Raw genomic sequence first — 16,093 nt, forward strand, 5'->3', positions numbered from 1 at the left:
TACTATGAAAAAAATAAAGAAGTGATGACAGTTCATCACTTCTTTATTTTCGATTATCATTTAGTTGTAGCGATTTCCTGTTTATTATTCCGCAAAATCAACACTGTAAATAGAATTATTAATATAATAATTACGACAAGTAAGCCAATCCAAATTATGCCCGTAAAACCTAAGACTAAATAACCAATTCCTGCTATCGCGGCACTGATTAAAGCATAAGGTAATTGCGTCGCAACATGATCTATGTGGTTACAACCAGCACCCGTAGACGAAAGAATCGTTGTATCAGATATCGGCGAACAATGATCTCCAAAAACTGCTCCGGCAAGAACAGCAGCTAACGCTGGCAATAACATTTCAGGTGCTGCGTCAATCATAATTTGGGCAGCAATCGGAATTAGAATACCGAATGACCCCCAAGAAGTACCTGTGGAGAAGGCCATTAAACCGGCAAGGATAAACATGATGACCGGTAAAAATGCAACAGGTAGATTTGCATTCGTCACAACTCCAGACAAATACAAGCCTGTTTCTAACACTGCAATTAAATCGGTTAATGCCCATGCAAAAATTAAGATGAAAACCGCAGGTAACATAGCTTTTAATCCACTAACAAGTGCACGGCCCATAAGTGCATAACTAGCTGTTTCGTTTTGCTTCATTTTCAACAGATACAAACTACCCGCTAAGATTGCGCCTGCTAAACCGCCTGTTACTAAGGATAATGGAACGTCCGTATTTTCAAATATCGACCAAATACTAATGTCCAATCCATCAGCGACACTTGCCAAATAGCCAGTCCACACCATCATCAAAAGTGTCACCGCGACTAATGCAACAATCGGTGCGACTAGGTCTTTCACTCGGCCATGTGAATGCACCGGGAAATCTTCTTTCAATTGTCCTGGAATCTCTTTGTCAGGGCTGTATAATTGGCCTGTTTCAGTTGCAAGCTTTTCATGTTTTTTCATTTCAAATAAATCAATGTCCGTCCAAGCAAAGAAGAAGACGATAGCAAGTGTTGTAATGACATAAAAGTTCATCGGTGCCATCATAATAAATGCCGATAACGGTGAATAGTTAATCGCAGCAGCCCCACCGAAAATCAATGCAAGTTGTCCTATTAAATAAGCTCCCCAACTTGATATCGGCGAAACAACACATATAGGTGCTGACGTTGAATCTATAAAATATGCAAGTTTCGCACGTGAAATTTTATGCTGATCCGTTATCGGTCGAGCGATTTGCCCAACAGCAAGTGAATTAAAGTAATCATCTACGAATATAATAATTCCAAGGAAAACGGTTAGCAGCTTTGCGCCACGTTTCGTTTTTATCCGATGCAAAGCCCACTCAGCAAACGCACGGCTTCCACCAGACAAACTTACAAAGGCAGTAATAACACCTAACAGAAGGATAAATAACATAATATAAATCGTATATGTATTTAAAGCGCCTTCCTCCCAAAAGGAGACAATCATCGCATTCCATAGATTTTGTAAAGATTCCATCGGTGAAAAGGACGCGACTAATAATGCGGCAGAAACAATTCCTGCACCAAGTGACAGCAGAACCCTTCTCGTTGCCAATACCATGAGTATGGCAATTAACGGCGGTAATATAGACAACCATGTTCCAATCATTCTGTATTTCCTCCATTTCGTAAGGTGAGGTATTTAGGAATTAAAAAAACCGGTCCATTCGCATACTAAATGCATTGGGAACCGGCTTTCTCTACGTTATCGTTTTGTTGGATAAATTGATAATTATCAAACGCACGATTTGTAGCTCATCATACGCGCATTTATTCGCAATATGACAGTGTCATCCCTATTCGGAATGACCCCAGCTTAAGCGGATTGACAAGTCACTTAAACTTCGGCAAAGCTTCCTTTTACACACGGTCTTCGAATGTCATTCTCGCGTGTGTGACTCATAAGCAATGCAGCCTCTACCCTATCGATATTTTTTTCTATAGCTAATACTAACATGATTTACTCGAAATTTCAACATGACCATTTACTCCCCTTGAGGAAGTGGTACTGGAACTTCGAATTGCGCGCCCCCTGCACCATCACCGGAACTGAAAATATGCGGTACAGCTCCCTGAACTAAACCAATTGCAACGGGAATTTTCTGTTCGACAACAGCTGTTTTCGTTGCGAGTGGGACAATAATCTCTACATTTACCCGTAGTATAATATTTACTTCAATATAAGCATTATTTATCCCAAATTGTTCTATCGATGCTGCTACATTTGCTTGCACGTCCCCGATCACGTGAAAGCGAATTGGAATTTTCGGCCCAAGGTTTCCTAACAACGGAATCCCTGTCGCCTGCCCTAACGGCAAATAAAAGACAACACCGCCTTGATCTTCCATTTTCACTGGGTCATATTCTATATCATCAAGTGGCAACATATCTAGGTTCCCAGCTTCTGCTTGTGCCAAATGCATCTCAACTAAATTTCTTGTATCGGCTAATACTCTATTAATAATTTCCGTATTGAATTTAGTTGTCACCATATTTGAAGTTTCCGTTGGGACATGTTCAATGATGTCATTGACGTCTAGGATATTGGCAATCCTCGTACTAATCGCTTGATTAATGACGTGTGCTGCAATTTTTCGCGTTTGGATTTCTGCATATCGAACATAAGTTGGCGTAAGTCTTGCATTAACCAAAAAGAAGAAAAAAACAATCGCCAATAAGATTGCTGGGATTAAAAGCGGCATCAAACTGCGCTTTCGGCGCTTGGATTTTCGTCTTACCTGTCCTTGTAATCTCAAAACGACTCCTCCTGCTATAGATTATGCTTAGAAGGAGCCGATGATTCTTTGAAATATTTACGTCCATAGTCACTTGCAATATCTCGTATTAATTCGGGCATATAATAATCCTTTTTTGCGTGTTGAAGCGATGGAAAAAAGAAGCCAAAAGTAAACATATCAAGTGTGGCTAGTGTATAAATCTCGCCCGGCACTACTTCGCGATTACCCGCGAACAGTTGCCCGTGTCTATTTTTATATAATCTTTCATAGATCATTGCGCCCATTAGCGCCCCTCGGAATCCTAATCCCTTAACCGTGATCTGTGGCCAGTCTTCATTCAACGATAACTCGTGGATTTTCAGCAACTCAGTTCCTTCTAGCGGTATCACACAGACATTGATCGGGTGAGGAAGTATTGAATGCATATTCTCTTTTGTTACCCAGCCTTTATCTAAACTACCAAGAAATATTCCAGCATTAAAGATAGCGCAATCCGCTTTTGTATAATCAATTAAAGCACGCCCAAAAAAAGCAGATAACGGACTCGGCGCAAACAAATTTTGCTTTAACGGACTTGGATTATAAAAAAGCTTTTCTTGCATCGCTTGTTTCCCTAATTCCAGTACCGCATTCAGATTTTGAACATCATCATCGTTAACCGGGAGCGTTTCAGACGGATATAAAGTAGCGCTCATATTATCAATCCTACGCCTCACTTCGTCGAACACAATTGAAACATGGCCTGTGTAGTCCCCATACTTCCCTGTCGCTGCTAGCAGGGTATTCCCAACAAACTCGCCTTCAGTGAATAGGTGATGCGTATGGGCTCCTAATATAACGTCAATGTGGGGACACGCTTTTGCCAACTCTTCGTCCTCGGTAACACCCATATGCGATAAGCAAATAATAATATCTGTCTGCGTCGCAATTTTCTCTGCGATTTCTATTAATTTCTCCCGCGGCGGTAATATCCTCCACCCCAATGTTGCATAGAACTGCTTATATAGTGCTGTCGCACCGATCACGCCAACTTTCGTTCCTCTGTCAGTTTCATATATTTTATACTCGGTCGCCCAATGCGGATATTCGCCATCCAAATCCACCAGATTCCCTAGAATTACATCAAATTCAGCATCGTCATATAACGAAGAAAGGGCTTCTTTGGACATCGTAATGCCTTCATTATTTCCAATCGTCACCGCATCATAGCCGGCTTCATTGAGTAGGCGAATATTACCTTTTCCCTTAGTTCCTTCTGTAAAAGGATGTGAACGATCAACATTATCACCGATATCGAATAGATAGAAGGCATCTCCTGCCGCTATGTGCGCTTGTCTTTTATCAATCAGAAGGCGATGAATCTGTGGCCAGTTTTCAAAATGACTATGAATATCATTTGTATGATAAATATGTATTGTCTCCATTATAAAACCTCCAATTTACCCCCAAATACCATCCACAATCGAACGAATTCCGAGCAGAAGAAGTATAATTCGTAAAGCGAAAACGAGTGTTTCGGATTTCATTTTCTGGTTTAACTTTGCCCCTAGCTTCGCCCCAATATACGCCGCTGGAATAACCGGTATCGTATAGATCCAAGGTACGTTGCCAAGTGATATATGTGTAATTGAATTCACGATTGCCGATAAGAAGACCATGAACATCGAAGTCCCAACTGCAACATGAGGTGGGAATAAAAACAATAAAATCATAGCTGGAACGATGATCGAACCGCCGCCGATTCCAAATAACCCGGATGCGAATCCAACGCCAAATGTTAATAATAATGCAAACCAAACCGGGTAGCCGTATGTATAGGACTTTCCGAAGTTATCTGTGAAATCACGTGTTTTTCCACGTTTTACGAACCAGCTGACTGGTTTCAAATAATTACGAACGAGTAGCAGTATGGATAATAGAATAAGTAAAATACCAAAATATAAATTGAATGACGGCAAATCTAATCCTTTATTTACAAATGCACCGAACAGTGTCCCCGGGGCACTACCAGCGAAGAAAATCAAACCACTCCGAAAATCTACTGTTTTTGTTTTAATATTTGTAAGTGTAGAGCCGAGTCCTGTAAAAATCATCATCACGACAGATAAACCGACAACCGTTTGTGGCGTGATTCCAGGAATCCAACCAAGGTTTACGCCAATATAAAGTGTTGCTGGAACAAGAATAATTCCACCACCTAAGCCTACGAGTGCGCCAATGATGCCTGCTGATAAAGCAATGATCGCTAATAATATAAATTCCATTACCTACTCCCCCTTCAGTATTAAATTATTGAATACTCTCATCCTATCATATATTTAGTGGTTTATTCTGTAAATAATTGTTGAATGGCGAAAAACGACCACCGGATTGATTTGATTTCGCCTATATTACCCACTTGTGAATAAAATATAAAGCCAAAGATAAAAAAACACTGACACAAGTATTGCTGTGTCAGTGTTCCTATCTATTTATGTGGAATTAACCAATAGAACCTTCCATCTCGAATTTAATCAAGCGGTTCATTTCTACTGCGTATTCCATCGGTAGTTCTTTTGTGAATGGCTCGATGAAGCCTAGTACGATCATTTCAATTGCTTCTAGTTCAGGAACACCGCGGCTCATTAAGTAGAAGAGCTGCTCTTCCGAAACTTTAGAAACACTTGCTTCGTGCTCAAGTGAAATGTTGTCGTTTAGGATTTCGTTATATGGAATTGTATCAGATATCGAAATGTCATCCATTAATAACGCGTCACACTCAACTCGTGAGCTAGCGCCATCTGCATTACGACCGAAATGAACGATACCACGGTATGTTCCTTTTCCGCCGCCATGAGAAATGGACTTAGAAACGATTGTAGAGGACGTATTTGGTGCTAAGTGCATCATTTTCGCACCCGCATCTTGGTGTTGTCCTTTTCCTGATAATGCGATTGACAATGTCAAACCACGTGCATATTCTCCTCTTAGTAAAACCGCCGGGTATTTCATCGTTAATCTAGAACCGATGTTTCCATCAATCCATTCCATTGTTCCGTGCGCATCAACAACTGCACGTTTTGTAACAAGGTTATATACGTTATTTGCCCAGTTCTGAATTGTTGTGTAACGGCAGTACGCGTTTTCTTTTACGATGATTTCTACTACAGCACTATGAAGTGACGCTGTTGTGAATACAGGTGCTGTACATCCCTCAACGTAATGAACGCTCGCGCCTTCGTCAACAATGATAAGTGTACGTTCAAATTGCCCCATATTTTCTGAGTTAATACGGAAATAAGCTTGTAGGGGTGATTCTACTTTAACACCTGGTGGTACGTAAATGAATGATCCACCCGACCAAACAGCAGAGTTCAATGCTGCGAATTTGTTGTCAGAGTTTGGAATCACAGTACCCCAGTATTTCTTGAATAGTTCTTCATCTTCTTTAAGTGCTGAATCAGTATCTTTAAAGACGATTCCCATATCCGTTAGTTCTTGCTTCATGTTGTGGTAAACAACTTCTGATTCGTACTGTGCAGAAACTCCTGCTAGATACTTCTGTTCCGCTTCAGGTATTCCAAGTTTATCAAATGTACGCTTGATTTCTTCTGGAACTTCATCCCAAGAACGTTCAGTTCCCTCAGATGCTTTTACATAATACGTAATCTCATCGAAGTTTAGTGAGTTAAGATCTCCGCCCCATTGTGGTGTAGGCATACTATAAAACAATTCTAATGACTTTAAGCGGTAGTCTAACATCCATTGTGGTTCGTCTTTCATTGAAGAAATTTCTTCAACAATTTCACGTGTTAAACCACGTTCAGAACGAAACACCGAGACATCTCCATCATTAAAACCATGTTCGTATTCGCCAATTTCAGGCATCTTTTTAGCCATTATTATTCCTCCATCCTATATTGCTTAAGTACTCCTTAACAATTAGTGAATGAAATCACTACTTCAGGTTGCACTTCACTCGGAATCTTCCTTACCGACGCCTTGTTCCATCGCTTTCCATGCAAGTGTTGCACACTTAATCCGAGCAGGAAACTTTGCAACGCCCGAGAGCGCCTCAATATCTCCTAAATCGATGGAATTATCATATTCATTTCCTAGCATAATATTCGAGATTGTGTCTGCGAGAGATAGGGCCTCTTCTACTGATTTCCCTTTAATCATCTGGGTCATCATAGAAGCAGAAGCCATGGAAATCGAACAACCCTCGCCTTCAAATTTTGCGTTTTGAACCGTGCCATCCTCAACTTGCATCGTTAAATGGATCACGTCGCCACACGTCGGGTTGTTCATGTCGACGGTGACACTGCTTTCTTCGATTACGCCTTTATTTCTCGGTGTCTTATAGTGATCCATAATCACCGAGCGGTATAACTGATCAAGATTTCTAGTTGACATCGTTAAAATACTCCTTTGCGATGCGGAGTCCGTCCACGAGGCGATCAACGTCTTCTTCCGTATTGTAAATATAGAAGCTGGCGCGTGCCGTGGCCGATACATCTAACCATTTCATAAGTGGCTGACAGCAATGGTGTCCAGCTCTCACGGCAATTCCGTGCATATCAAGCACAGTCGCAAGGTCGTGAGGGTGAACATCGTTCAGATTAAATGTGATTAGACTTGCACGTTTTTCTGGTTCAAGTGGTCCATAAATCGTAACACCTTCGACTTCGGACATTTTTTTCATTGCATATTCGGCAAGATGTTGTTCATGTTTTTCAACATTATCTAAGCCGATTTCTTCGAGATAATCAATCGCCGCGCCTAGACCTACAGCACCTGCAATAATTGGGGTACCACCTTCAAATTTCCATGGCAGTTCTTTCCACGTAGATTCATATAGGCCAACAAAGTCTATCATCTCTCCGCCAAACTCGACGGGTTCCATCTTGTTTAGTAATTCTTTTTTACCGTACAACACACCAATACCGGTAGGGCCGACCATTTTATGCCCGGAAAATGCATAAAAATCACAATCGAGTTGCTGCACATCAACCTTCATATGAGGAGCAGCTTGTGCCCCGTCTACAACCATAATTGCGCCATTTGCATGCGCAATTTCAGTGATTTCCTTGATTGGGTTTACTGTTCCAAGTACGTTTGACACATGCATGATTGATACGATTTTTGTTCGCTCAGTGACAGTTTCACGTACTTTATCCAGTGTAATTGTCCCATCTTCTTCAAGGTCAATAAACTTAAGAACAGCACCTTTTTCTTTTGCAAGTTGTTGCCAAGGAATAATATTCGAGTGATGCTCCATATGTGTAATGACTATTTCATCGCCTTCGCCAACATTGGCGCGACCGTAACTTTGTGCAACGATGTTTAACGATGTAGTCGTTCCGCGCGTGAAAATGATTTCTTCCCGTGACTTCGCATTGATGAAGTCGCGCACTTTGTCCCGCGCGCCTTCATATGCTTCTGTCGCCTGATTACCGAGCGTGTGCACGCCTCGGTGAACGTTTGAATTATCTTTTTCGTAATAATTACTCATTGCATCTATGACTTGCTGCGGCTTCTGGGAAGTTGCAGCACTATCAAGATAAACGAGCGGATGCCCGTTTATCTCTTGTTGAAGTATTGGAAAATGTTTGCGGATGTCTTTGTTAAGCATTAGCGCACTTTCCTTTCAATAACCTCCGTCAACAGTTTCTTAACACCTTCGACCTTTAATTCGGCAACGACTGGTGCGAGGAATCCGTGAATGATAAGGCGTTGTGCTTCTTCTTTTGATATTCCACGACTCATTAAATAAAACATTTCAAGCGGATCAACTTTACCTACAGATGCTGCGTGACCTGCTGTTACTTCGTCTTCAGCAATAAGTAAAATTGGGTTTGCATCTGCACGTGCGCGGTCACTTAAGATAAGCATACGTGATTCTTGTTCGGCGTTCGATCCCGTTGCTCCTTTAGTGATTTTACCGATACCGTTAAAGATTGCAGTTGACTCGTCTTTTACGACAGCATGCTTCAAAATCATACCGTTAGAGTTTTTGCCCCAACTAATGATTTCTGTTGTGAAGTTTTGGCGTTGTTTTCCACGGCCAACAACAACTGTTTTCATGTCGCAATCTGAACCGTCTCCGACAAGATGTGTGATGTTTTCTGAAATCGTATCACAGTCATTCATTAGTCCAAGTGCCCAGTTAAGTTGGCTGTCTCGACCTACGATACCACGACGGTTTACGTAAGTTGTGAATCCTACTGGAAGCACATCTACTGCACCATAAGTTACTTGTGCATTGTCACCTGTGAAAACTTCAGATACAATATTTGCTTTTCCTTTTGATTCTGAAACTGTCGACATGTAGTTCTCGATATATGTCAGTGAACTATTCGCCTCGGCAACTACGATAACGTGGTTAAAGATCGATACTTGTTCATCATCATGATAAAACAATGCCTGAATTGGGTCTTCAATAATCACATTTTTCGGAATGTATACAAATACGCCACCGTTCATATATGCCGCATTGAATGCAGTTAATTTATGTTCGTCGACTTTTACACCGTCCGTCATGTAATACTTTTTCACAAGATCACTATGTTCGCGTGTTGCTGTGAATATATCAGTTAAAATAACACCTTTTTCTTTCAAGTCTTCTGACAAGGAAACAAATGCAGGCGTATTATTATGTTGTACATAGACGTTATTCTCTTTCGCCGTGTCAAAAAGCGCTTGTGCATCTTCAGGAAGTTCATCTAATGTTGTATATACAGGACTTTCTGTTGCATGGATAGGAAAATCCGTAAAGTTCCATCGATTAATTCTTGTTTTATCTGGTGTTGGCATAGGAAGTTGTTCCAATTTCGCAAATGCATCTGCACGGAAATCTGTCATCCACGCGGCTTCATTCATTTTTTTTGAAAAGGAACGGATATCCTGTTCGGTCAATACCGATTTTGTTTCAACCGTCATTTTGAATAGTCCCCTTTCTTAAGCTTCTTGCTCTACAGTTTCTTCTTCAATACCAAGTTCTTCATGTAACCAGTCATATCCTTGTGCTTCTAGCTTGTGAGCTAAATCTGCACCACCGGATTGGACAACTTTCCCTTGAATCATAACGTGTACATGATCTGGTGTAATGTAGTCAAGTAGGCGTTGGTAGTGAGTAATGATTAGGCAACCAAAACCTTCACCGCGCATTTCGTTAATTCCTTTTGCTACTATTTTCAATGCGTCGATGTCTAGACCTGAGTCAATTTCATCAAGCACAGCGAATTTAGGTTGTAACATCATAAGCTGGAGAATTTCATTACGCTTCTTCTCTCCACCTGAGAATCCTTCGTTCAAGTAGCGAGTAGCCATATCCTCGTCCATTTCAAGTGTTGCCATTTTCGCATCAAGATCGCGAATGAAGCCCATTAATGGAATTTCGTTACCTTCTCCACGCTTAGCGTTTATCGCTGAACGTAAGAAGTCAGCATTTGTAACGCCTGTGACTTCACTTGGGTATTGCATTGCTAGGAAGAGGCCTGCTTTTGCACGCTCATCAACTTCCATTTCAAGTACATCTTCACCATCAAGTGTAATTGTACCTGCAGTTACTTCATATCTTGGGTGTCCCATAATCGCTTGCGCGAGAGTAGATTTTCCTGTACCGTTTGGACCCATAATTGCGTGGATCTCGTTTGTATTGATCGTCAAATCGACGCCTTTCAATATTTTCTTGCCTTCTATTTCAACGTGAAGACCTTTAATTTCTAAAGTTGCCATTCCAATACCTCCAATATGTTTATTGTGAATGGATATCCATTCTTTATTTAGTATCATTCTAATCTTACCCGATTATGCAGTACCTTGCAAATCATTGAGAAGTCAAGGCTTTTTATAGATTGCCCCTAATTCAAGACTTCTGAGTGGATATCATAAAAGAAGATTTGTCTTTCTCAATTAAACTATTTTCACTGAGAATCTGGAACCGATACTTTGTCTTTCGTGAACTTGTCCACAATAACTGCAAGTGCACCGTCACCTGTTACGTTTGTTGCCGTTCCGAAACTATCTTGGGCCATGTACAATGCAATCATGAGTGCAACCATTGCTTCACTAAAGCCAAGCATTGAGCTTAATAGTCCAACTGCCGCCATTACCGCGCCGCCTGGAACTCCAGGTGCTGCAATCATCGTGACACCTAGCATGAAAATGAATGGTAGAAAGCTAGAAAACACAATTGGCATATCATTCATTAACATGACACCAATCGCACATGACACAAGCGTAATTGTACTTCCCGATAAATGAATCGTAGCAAAAAGCGGGATAGAAAAATCCGTAACTCGCTCGGATGCGCCTGTTTTTCGCGCTTGCCTTAATGTAACTGGAATCGTTGCGGCAGATGATTGTGTACCAAGTGCAGTGAAATAAGCTGGTGCCATCGTTTTCATTAACCCCAATGGATTGCGGCCTGAAAGTGATCCAGCAACCGTATATTGGATAGTCAACATGAGTAAATGAAGAATGATAATCATGATAAAGACAACCGCAAATACAGATAATACCTTAGCAACTTCCCCGCTATACGTCATATTTAGAAATATTCCAAAAATATGGAATGGTAAAAGCGGTATAATGACAAATGAAATGACCCGTTCAATTAATACATTGAATTCTTCAAAGACAGCTAACATCGATTTACTACTAATCGCTGCCATACCGATTCCGAATAAGAAGGAAATCAAAAGCGCTGACATAACCCCCATTATCGGCGTCATTTCAAGTTCAAAAAACGCTTCTGCTGGAACTCTTGTCCCTTCTTTAACAGTTGCATTTGCAAAGTTACCAATAAAGTTTGGCAATAATGTTGTCGCTGAAAAAAAGGCAAGAATACCGGCTGCAATTGTCGATAAATAGGCAACAAACGCCGCCAGACCTAAAAGTTTTCCAGATCCTTTTCCTAGCTTTGCAATACCTGGCGCAATAAATGCAATAATGATTAACGGAACAACGAAATTCAGAAAGCCGCCAAATATCATGTTGAAAGTTGCAAATAAGCTTACAAATCCTTTTGCAAAACCTTCACCTATCATAGGTGTAAGTAATCCCAAACTAATTGCCAATGCGATCGCTATGACAATTCTCCATATCAGGCCTATCTTAATTTTCAAATCCATTTCCCCCTAAAATGATATTTTTTTATGCTCAATCCTACGATAACATAACAAAAAGTGAAATGTTTATTTATTTCAAAGAAATTAATTGGAAAAGATGGGAATTGGATAAAATTCAAAGAAAAAACCGGCCCCCGAAAATTTAGGGAACCGGGCGATTAGCGTCATCCAGTAATTATGTAGCGTTAGTTAATAGGAATGCCCATTTCAATCGGGGCTTTCTGTACATCGAATTGGTCACTGTATTTTTCGTTATATATATGACAGGCCACCCAATGGTCTTTCTTCTTTTCTATCAATTTCGGCACCACTTCACTACATATATCTTTCGCGAAGGGGCATCTCGTTCTGAAACGACAACCACTTGGCGGATCGATTGGACTCGGTATATCTCCTTTGATAATCATTCTTTCTCGATTACGTTCTAATATTGGATCTGAGATGGGTATAGCACTTAATAACGCCTGTGTATAAGGATGCAAGGGTTCTTCAAATAGCGCATCACTAGTTGTTACTTCAGCCATGCTCCCCAAATACATGACACCCACACGATCACTAATGTGTTTGACCATCGATAAATCATGTGCGATAAACAAATAGGTTAAGCCGCGTTCTACTTGCAATCTTTTTAGTAAATTGACAACTTGTGCCTGAATGGAAACATCTAAAGCCGATATCGGTTCATCAGCAACGATAAATTGCGGATTTACCGCTAAAGCTCGGGCAATCCCTATCCTTTGGCGCTGACCGCCACTAAACTCATGCGGATATCTATTGCCATGTTCACTATTAAGTCCGACAGTTTCCAGCAATTCGTTGACCTGGGCAGTTCGTTCAGCATTATTTTTTACTAAACCATGAATATCGAGCCCTTCCGCAATTATATCCTTAACGGTCATTCTAGGATTTAGTGATGCATAAGGATCTTGAAAAATCATCTGCATGTTTCGATTGAATTTCTTCAATTCTTTTTTCGATTTTTTCGCATGCACATTTTCACCTTGAAAGTGCACTTCTCCACCACTTGCCTCATATAGACGCATGATTGTACGGCCAGCAGTGGATTTTCCACAGCCGGATTCGCCTACCAAGCCGAATGTTTCACCTTTGTAAATATCAAATGTAATTCCATCGACTGCCTTCAAAATCTTGTTTCGATCCACTTTAAAATGCTTTTTCAAATCTTTTATTTCAAGTAATTTCTCTCGATTTTCAGACATGTTGCTTATAACCTCCTACGATAGCAGTTTCCGGGATTTCTACTTTAGGAGCACGTTCATCCAATAACCAGCATGCTGTCTTTTGCGTATTCGATAATACCGTGTACTCAGGCATATCATTTTTGCAGACTTTCATAGCATATGGGCACCTCGTGACAAATGGACATCCTTTTGGAGGATCCGATAAGTCCGGCGGTGAACCCGGAATTGCTAATAGCTCTTCCCCTTTACTATCTACTTTCGGCATTGAACCTAGCAATCCCCAAGTATAAGGATGCTTAGGGTTATAGAATATCTCATCTACATTTCCTGTTTCTACAATTTTCCCGCCATACATAACTGCAACTCGATCTGCTACGCTTGACACAACCCCCAAATCATGTGTAATCAATATGATTGCTGTGCCAGTTTTCTCCTGCAAATCACGCATAAGCTCTAAGATTTGCGCCTGAATCGTCACATCTAGCGCAGTTGTTGGTTCGTCGGCTATCAGTATTTTAGGATTACAAGCTAAAGCAATCGCAATCATCGCGCGTTGCCTCATACCACCCGAATATTGGTGTGGGTATTGATTAATCCGGGTTTCCGCGTTAGGTATTCCAACAAGTTTCAACAATTCAATACCGCGCGAAAAGGCTTGTTTCTTCGTCATGTTTTGATGCTTAATGAGACTTTCAGAAATTTGGTTACCTATCGACATGGTTGGATTCAATGACGTCATGGGATCTTGGAATATCATACTTATTTCTTTCCCACGAATCTCCTGCATTTGTTTTTCCGACTTCATAGTTAAATCTTCATTATTGAAAAGAATGGTTCCTCCATCGAACTTACCGGGAGGCATATCGATTAAGCGCATGATTGAATAGGCCGTGACACTTTTACCTGATCCAGACTCGCCTACAATGGCCAATGTCTCCTTCTCTTCTAATTCAAAAGAAACGCCACGAACGGCCTTTACATCTGCACCATATGTTTCAAACGACACTGATAGGTCATTGACTTTTAATATTTTTTTCAATTTGTGCGTACCTCCTTATTTGCCTTCTTTCGGATCCAATGCATCTCTCAATCCATCGCCGATGACATTAAATGCGAGAATCGTCAAACAAATGAAGAATGCTGGGAAAAAGAGCTGGTATGGATAATACTCAAACCCTGATAATGCATCCGACGACATGGTTCCCCAACTCGCACGAGGTGCAGGTACACCTAAACCTAGATAACTCAAAAATGCTTCTGTGAATATTGCCGTAGGGATTGTTAAAGTCAACGTAACAAGGATCGGACCTAATGTATTAGGGATCAAGTGTCGGAACATCAACCTGAAGTTACTCGCCCCTAATGATTTTGAAGCCATGACGTATTCTTCAGATTTTAGTTGCAGAACCTGTCCACGCACAATCCTTGCCATACTAATCCAACCCGTTATGCTCATTGCAATGATCATCGTCCATAATCCTGGAGGCATAACAACCATCAACAAGATAACGACTAATAAATAAGGTACACCATACAGAATATCTGCTATCCGCATCATATACTCATCTACTTTGCCGCCAAAGAAGCCGGATATCGCTCCCCAAATCACACCAATTACTAAATCAATTAGAGAAGCCATTAAACCGATGAATAATGAAATTCTCGCGCCATACCATGTTCTTGCAAATATATCTCGACCAAGATTATCCGTTCCAAACCAATGTTCCGCAGTCGGAGTCTTGTTCACATTCATAATGTTGGTATCATCGTAGCTTTTTCCTGAAATCGGTTCACCAATCAAGGCCATAATTGCTAGTAATACAATCATAATGACACCGAAAACGGCTAGCTTATTTTCACGGAAACGACGCCCTGCGTCCTTCCAATAGGATGAACTTTCACCTACGATTTTTTCAGATGCTTCTTGATCTATTCCCAATGGTTCGAAATCTGACTTTTCCAGTTGCAAACGTGTCATTAACTATTAGCCCCCTTATTTGCCAGTTTTATCCGTGGATCAACCCAGCCGTAAATAAGATCGACTATCAAAATGGATATAAGTAATAGGACACTGAAAAATACGGTAGTCCCCATAATAACTGTGTAATCTCGATTTGTGACACTTTCAACAAACTCGCGGCCTAAACCTGGAATTCCAAATATCTTTTCGATTATAAAACTACCGGTTAATATGCCGGCTACCAATGGCCCCATGTAGGATACAACTGGTAAAATTGCATTTCTAAGTCCGTGTTTATAGATAACTACGCGTTCCGATAATCCTTTTGATTTTGCTGTTTTGATATAATCCGCATTCAACACTTCTAACATACTAGACCGCATTAACCTGGCAATAAACGCGAGCGGTGTCGTTGCTAGTGCAAATGCCGGCAATATCGTATGGGCAAAAGACTCGAATCGAGCAATTGGCAACAAAGACAATTGCATTGAAAAAATATATTGTAGGATTGTCGCCATAACAAAGCTCGGGACAGAAATCCCCAAAATCGCAATCACCATGACGGTATAGTCACTTCCCTTATTATGCCGAATGGCAGCAACGGTCCCAAACAACACACCGAAAGCCAATGCGATAAAAATGGCCTCCAATCCTAGAATTAAAGAGTAGGGAAAACTTCTTTTAATAATATCCGTAACTTGTTGACCTTCATATTTAAATGAAGGGCCAAAATCAAATTTGGCAGCGCTAATCAAATAATTAAAATACTGTTCATGAATAGGGTCATTTAATCCGTATGCTTCCTGCATTTGTCGTTCGATTGCAGGAGATGTTTTTCGTTCGGATGTAAAAGGCCCACTCGGTGCTAATTTCATTAGTCCAAATGTGATTGTGATAATAAATAACAGGGAAATTAGAATGTAGCCAATTCGTTTAAGTAAGTATCTAGCCAAGTGAGAACACCTCCGTAATCCTTTGGATAAAGTGTATATTCCTTCATTGAACAAAAAATAGGGGTGAAAACAAATCACCCCTATGAAACCTAT

Annotated in this window: 14 protein-coding genes and 1 riboswitch; all 14 genes read right to left on the reverse strand. The window is 40.7% G+C overall.

The window, feature by feature from the left end; all coding sequences use genetic code 11:
- Positions 1–56: 56 nt before the first annotated feature.
- The 14 genes from J4G36_RS14670 to J4G36_RS14735 all read right to left on the reverse strand — a co-directional run bounded on the left by J4G36_RS14670 (position 57) and on the right by J4G36_RS14735 (position 16,000).
- The gene (locus J4G36_RS14670) at positions 57–1,643 is read right to left on the reverse strand and encodes a Na+/H+ antiporter NhaC family protein (RefSeq protein WP_210471149.1); all 1,587 of its coding nucleotides are present in this window, start codon (positions 1,641–1,643) and stop codon (positions 57–59) included.
- Between the two features lie 134 nt (positions 1,644–1,777).
- Positions 1,778–1,962: riboswitch (Lysine riboswitch) on the reverse strand.
- 57 nt (positions 1,963–2,019) lie between these two features.
- Positions 2,020–2,790, reverse strand: coding sequence for a sporulation protein YunB (yunB, locus tag J4G36_RS14675; RefSeq protein ID WP_246880642.1), 771 nt, complete (start codon positions 2,788–2,790; stop codon positions 2,020–2,022).
- A gap of 14 nt (positions 2,791–2,804) precedes the next feature.
- A complete protein-coding gene (locus J4G36_RS14680) occupies positions 2,805–4,196 on the reverse strand; it encodes a bifunctional metallophosphatase/5'-nucleotidase (protein WP_210471150.1) in 1,392 nt (463 codons plus the stop codon).
- Positions 4,197–4,211: 15 nt separating this feature from the next.
- The gene (locus tag J4G36_RS14685) at positions 4,212–5,036 is read right to left on the reverse strand and encodes a sulfite exporter TauE/SafE family protein (RefSeq protein ID WP_210471151.1); all 825 of its coding nucleotides are present in this window, start codon (positions 5,034–5,036) and stop codon (positions 4,212–4,214) included.
- Between the two features lie 217 nt (positions 5,037–5,253).
- Positions 5,254–6,651 (reverse strand): Fe-S cluster assembly protein SufB, encoded by a 1,398-nt coding sequence (gene sufB, locus J4G36_RS14690; protein ID WP_210471152.1) that lies wholly within the window; start codon positions 6,649–6,651, stop codon positions 5,254–5,256.
- Positions 6,652–6,726: 75 nt separating this feature from the next.
- Positions 6,727–7,167 carry a Fe-S cluster assembly sulfur transfer protein SufU gene (gene sufU, locus J4G36_RS14695; RefSeq protein ID WP_210471153.1) on the reverse strand — a complete coding sequence of 147 codons (441 nt, stop codon included), beginning with the start codon at positions 7,165–7,167 and terminating at the stop codon, positions 6,727–6,729.
- Positions 7,157–8,386 carry a cysteine desulfurase gene (locus tag J4G36_RS14700; RefSeq protein ID WP_210471154.1) on the reverse strand — a complete coding sequence of 410 codons (1,230 nt, stop codon included), beginning with the start codon at positions 8,384–8,386 and terminating at the stop codon, positions 7,157–7,159. Before J4G36_RS14700 ends, sufU begins: the two co-directional genes overlap by 11 nt.
- Complete coding sequence (sufD, locus tag J4G36_RS14705; protein ID WP_210471155.1) at positions 8,386–9,693, reverse strand: Fe-S cluster assembly protein SufD; 1,308 nt, start codon at positions 9,691–9,693, stop codon at positions 8,386–8,388. Before sufD ends, J4G36_RS14700 begins: the two co-directional genes overlap by 1 nt.
- Positions 9,694–9,711: 18 nt before the next feature.
- Positions 9,712–10,491 carry a Fe-S cluster assembly ATPase SufC gene (gene sufC, locus J4G36_RS14710; RefSeq protein WP_210471156.1) on the reverse strand — a complete coding sequence of 260 codons (780 nt, stop codon included), beginning with the start codon at positions 10,489–10,491 and terminating at the stop codon, positions 9,712–9,714.
- A 188-nt stretch (positions 10,492–10,679) separates the two neighbouring features.
- The gene (locus J4G36_RS14715; protein WP_246880643.1) at positions 10,680–11,882 is read right to left on the reverse strand and encodes a dicarboxylate/amino acid:cation symporter; all 1,203 of its coding nucleotides are present in this window, start codon (positions 11,880–11,882) and stop codon (positions 10,680–10,682) included.
- Positions 11,883–12,070: 188 nt separating this feature from the next.
- Positions 12,071–13,105: an ABC transporter ATP-binding protein gene (locus tag J4G36_RS14720; RefSeq protein ID WP_210471158.1), complete on the reverse strand. Its 1,035-nt coding sequence runs from the start codon at positions 13,103–13,105 to the stop codon at positions 12,071–12,073.
- Entirely contained in the window at positions 13,098–14,126 is a 1,029-nt protein-coding gene (locus J4G36_RS14725) for an ABC transporter ATP-binding protein (RefSeq protein WP_210471159.1), read from the reverse strand. Before J4G36_RS14725 ends, J4G36_RS14720 begins: the two co-directional genes overlap by 8 nt.
- 15 nt (positions 14,127–14,141) lie before the next feature.
- A complete protein-coding gene (locus J4G36_RS14730; RefSeq protein WP_210471160.1) occupies positions 14,142–15,065 on the reverse strand; it encodes an ABC transporter permease in 924 nt (307 codons plus the stop codon).
- Positions 15,065–16,000 (reverse strand): ABC transporter permease, encoded by a 936-nt coding sequence (locus J4G36_RS14735; protein ID WP_210471161.1) that lies wholly within the window; start codon positions 15,998–16,000, stop codon positions 15,065–15,067. The genes J4G36_RS14730 and J4G36_RS14735 overlap by 1 nt, the downstream gene beginning before the upstream one ends.
- Positions 16,001–16,093: the final 93 nt, after the last annotated feature.

The organism is Sporosarcina sp. 6E9 (assembly GCF_017921835.1).
Taxonomy (GTDB): domain Bacteria; phylum Bacillota; class Bacilli; order Bacillales_A; family Planococcaceae; genus Sporosarcina.

What these genes read in the sequence shown, in the direction of transcription:
- J4G36_RS14680 (WP_210471150.1), bottom strand. Translation starts at nt 4,196, where the DNA reads ATGGAGACAATACATATTTATCATACAAATGATATTCATAGTCATTTT.
- J4G36_RS14670 (WP_210471149.1), bottom strand. Translation starts at nt 1,643, where the DNA reads ATGATTGGAACATGGTTGTCTATATTACCGCCGTTAATTGCCATACTC.
- sufD (WP_210471155.1), bottom strand. Translation starts at nt 9,693, where the DNA reads ATGACGGTTGAAACAAAATCGGTATTGACCGAACAGGATATCCGTTCC.
- J4G36_RS14730 (WP_210471160.1), bottom strand. Translation starts at nt 15,065, where the DNA reads ATGACACGTTTGCAACTGGAAAAGTCAGATTTCGAACCATTGGGAATA.
- J4G36_RS14720 (WP_210471158.1), bottom strand. Translation starts at nt 13,105, where the DNA reads ATGTCTGAAAATCGAGAGAAATTACTTGAAATAAAAGATTTGAAAAAG.
- sufB (WP_210471152.1), bottom strand. Translation starts at nt 6,651, where the DNA reads ATGGCTAAAAAGATGCCTGAAATTGGCGAATACGAACATGGTTTTAAT.
- J4G36_RS14685 (WP_210471151.1), bottom strand. Translation starts at nt 5,036, where the DNA reads ATGGAATTTATATTATTAGCGATCATTGCTTTATCAGCAGGCATCATT.
- sufU (WP_210471153.1), bottom strand. Translation starts at nt 7,167, where the DNA reads ATGTCAACTAGAAATCTTGATCAGTTATACCGCTCGGTGATTATGGAT.
- sufC (WP_210471156.1), bottom strand. Translation starts at nt 10,491, where the DNA reads ATGGCAACTTTAGAAATTAAAGGTCTTCACGTTGAAATAGAAGGCAAG.
- J4G36_RS14700 (WP_210471154.1), bottom strand. Translation starts at nt 8,386, where the DNA reads ATGCTTAACAAAGACATCCGCAAACATTTTCCAATACTTCAACAAGAG.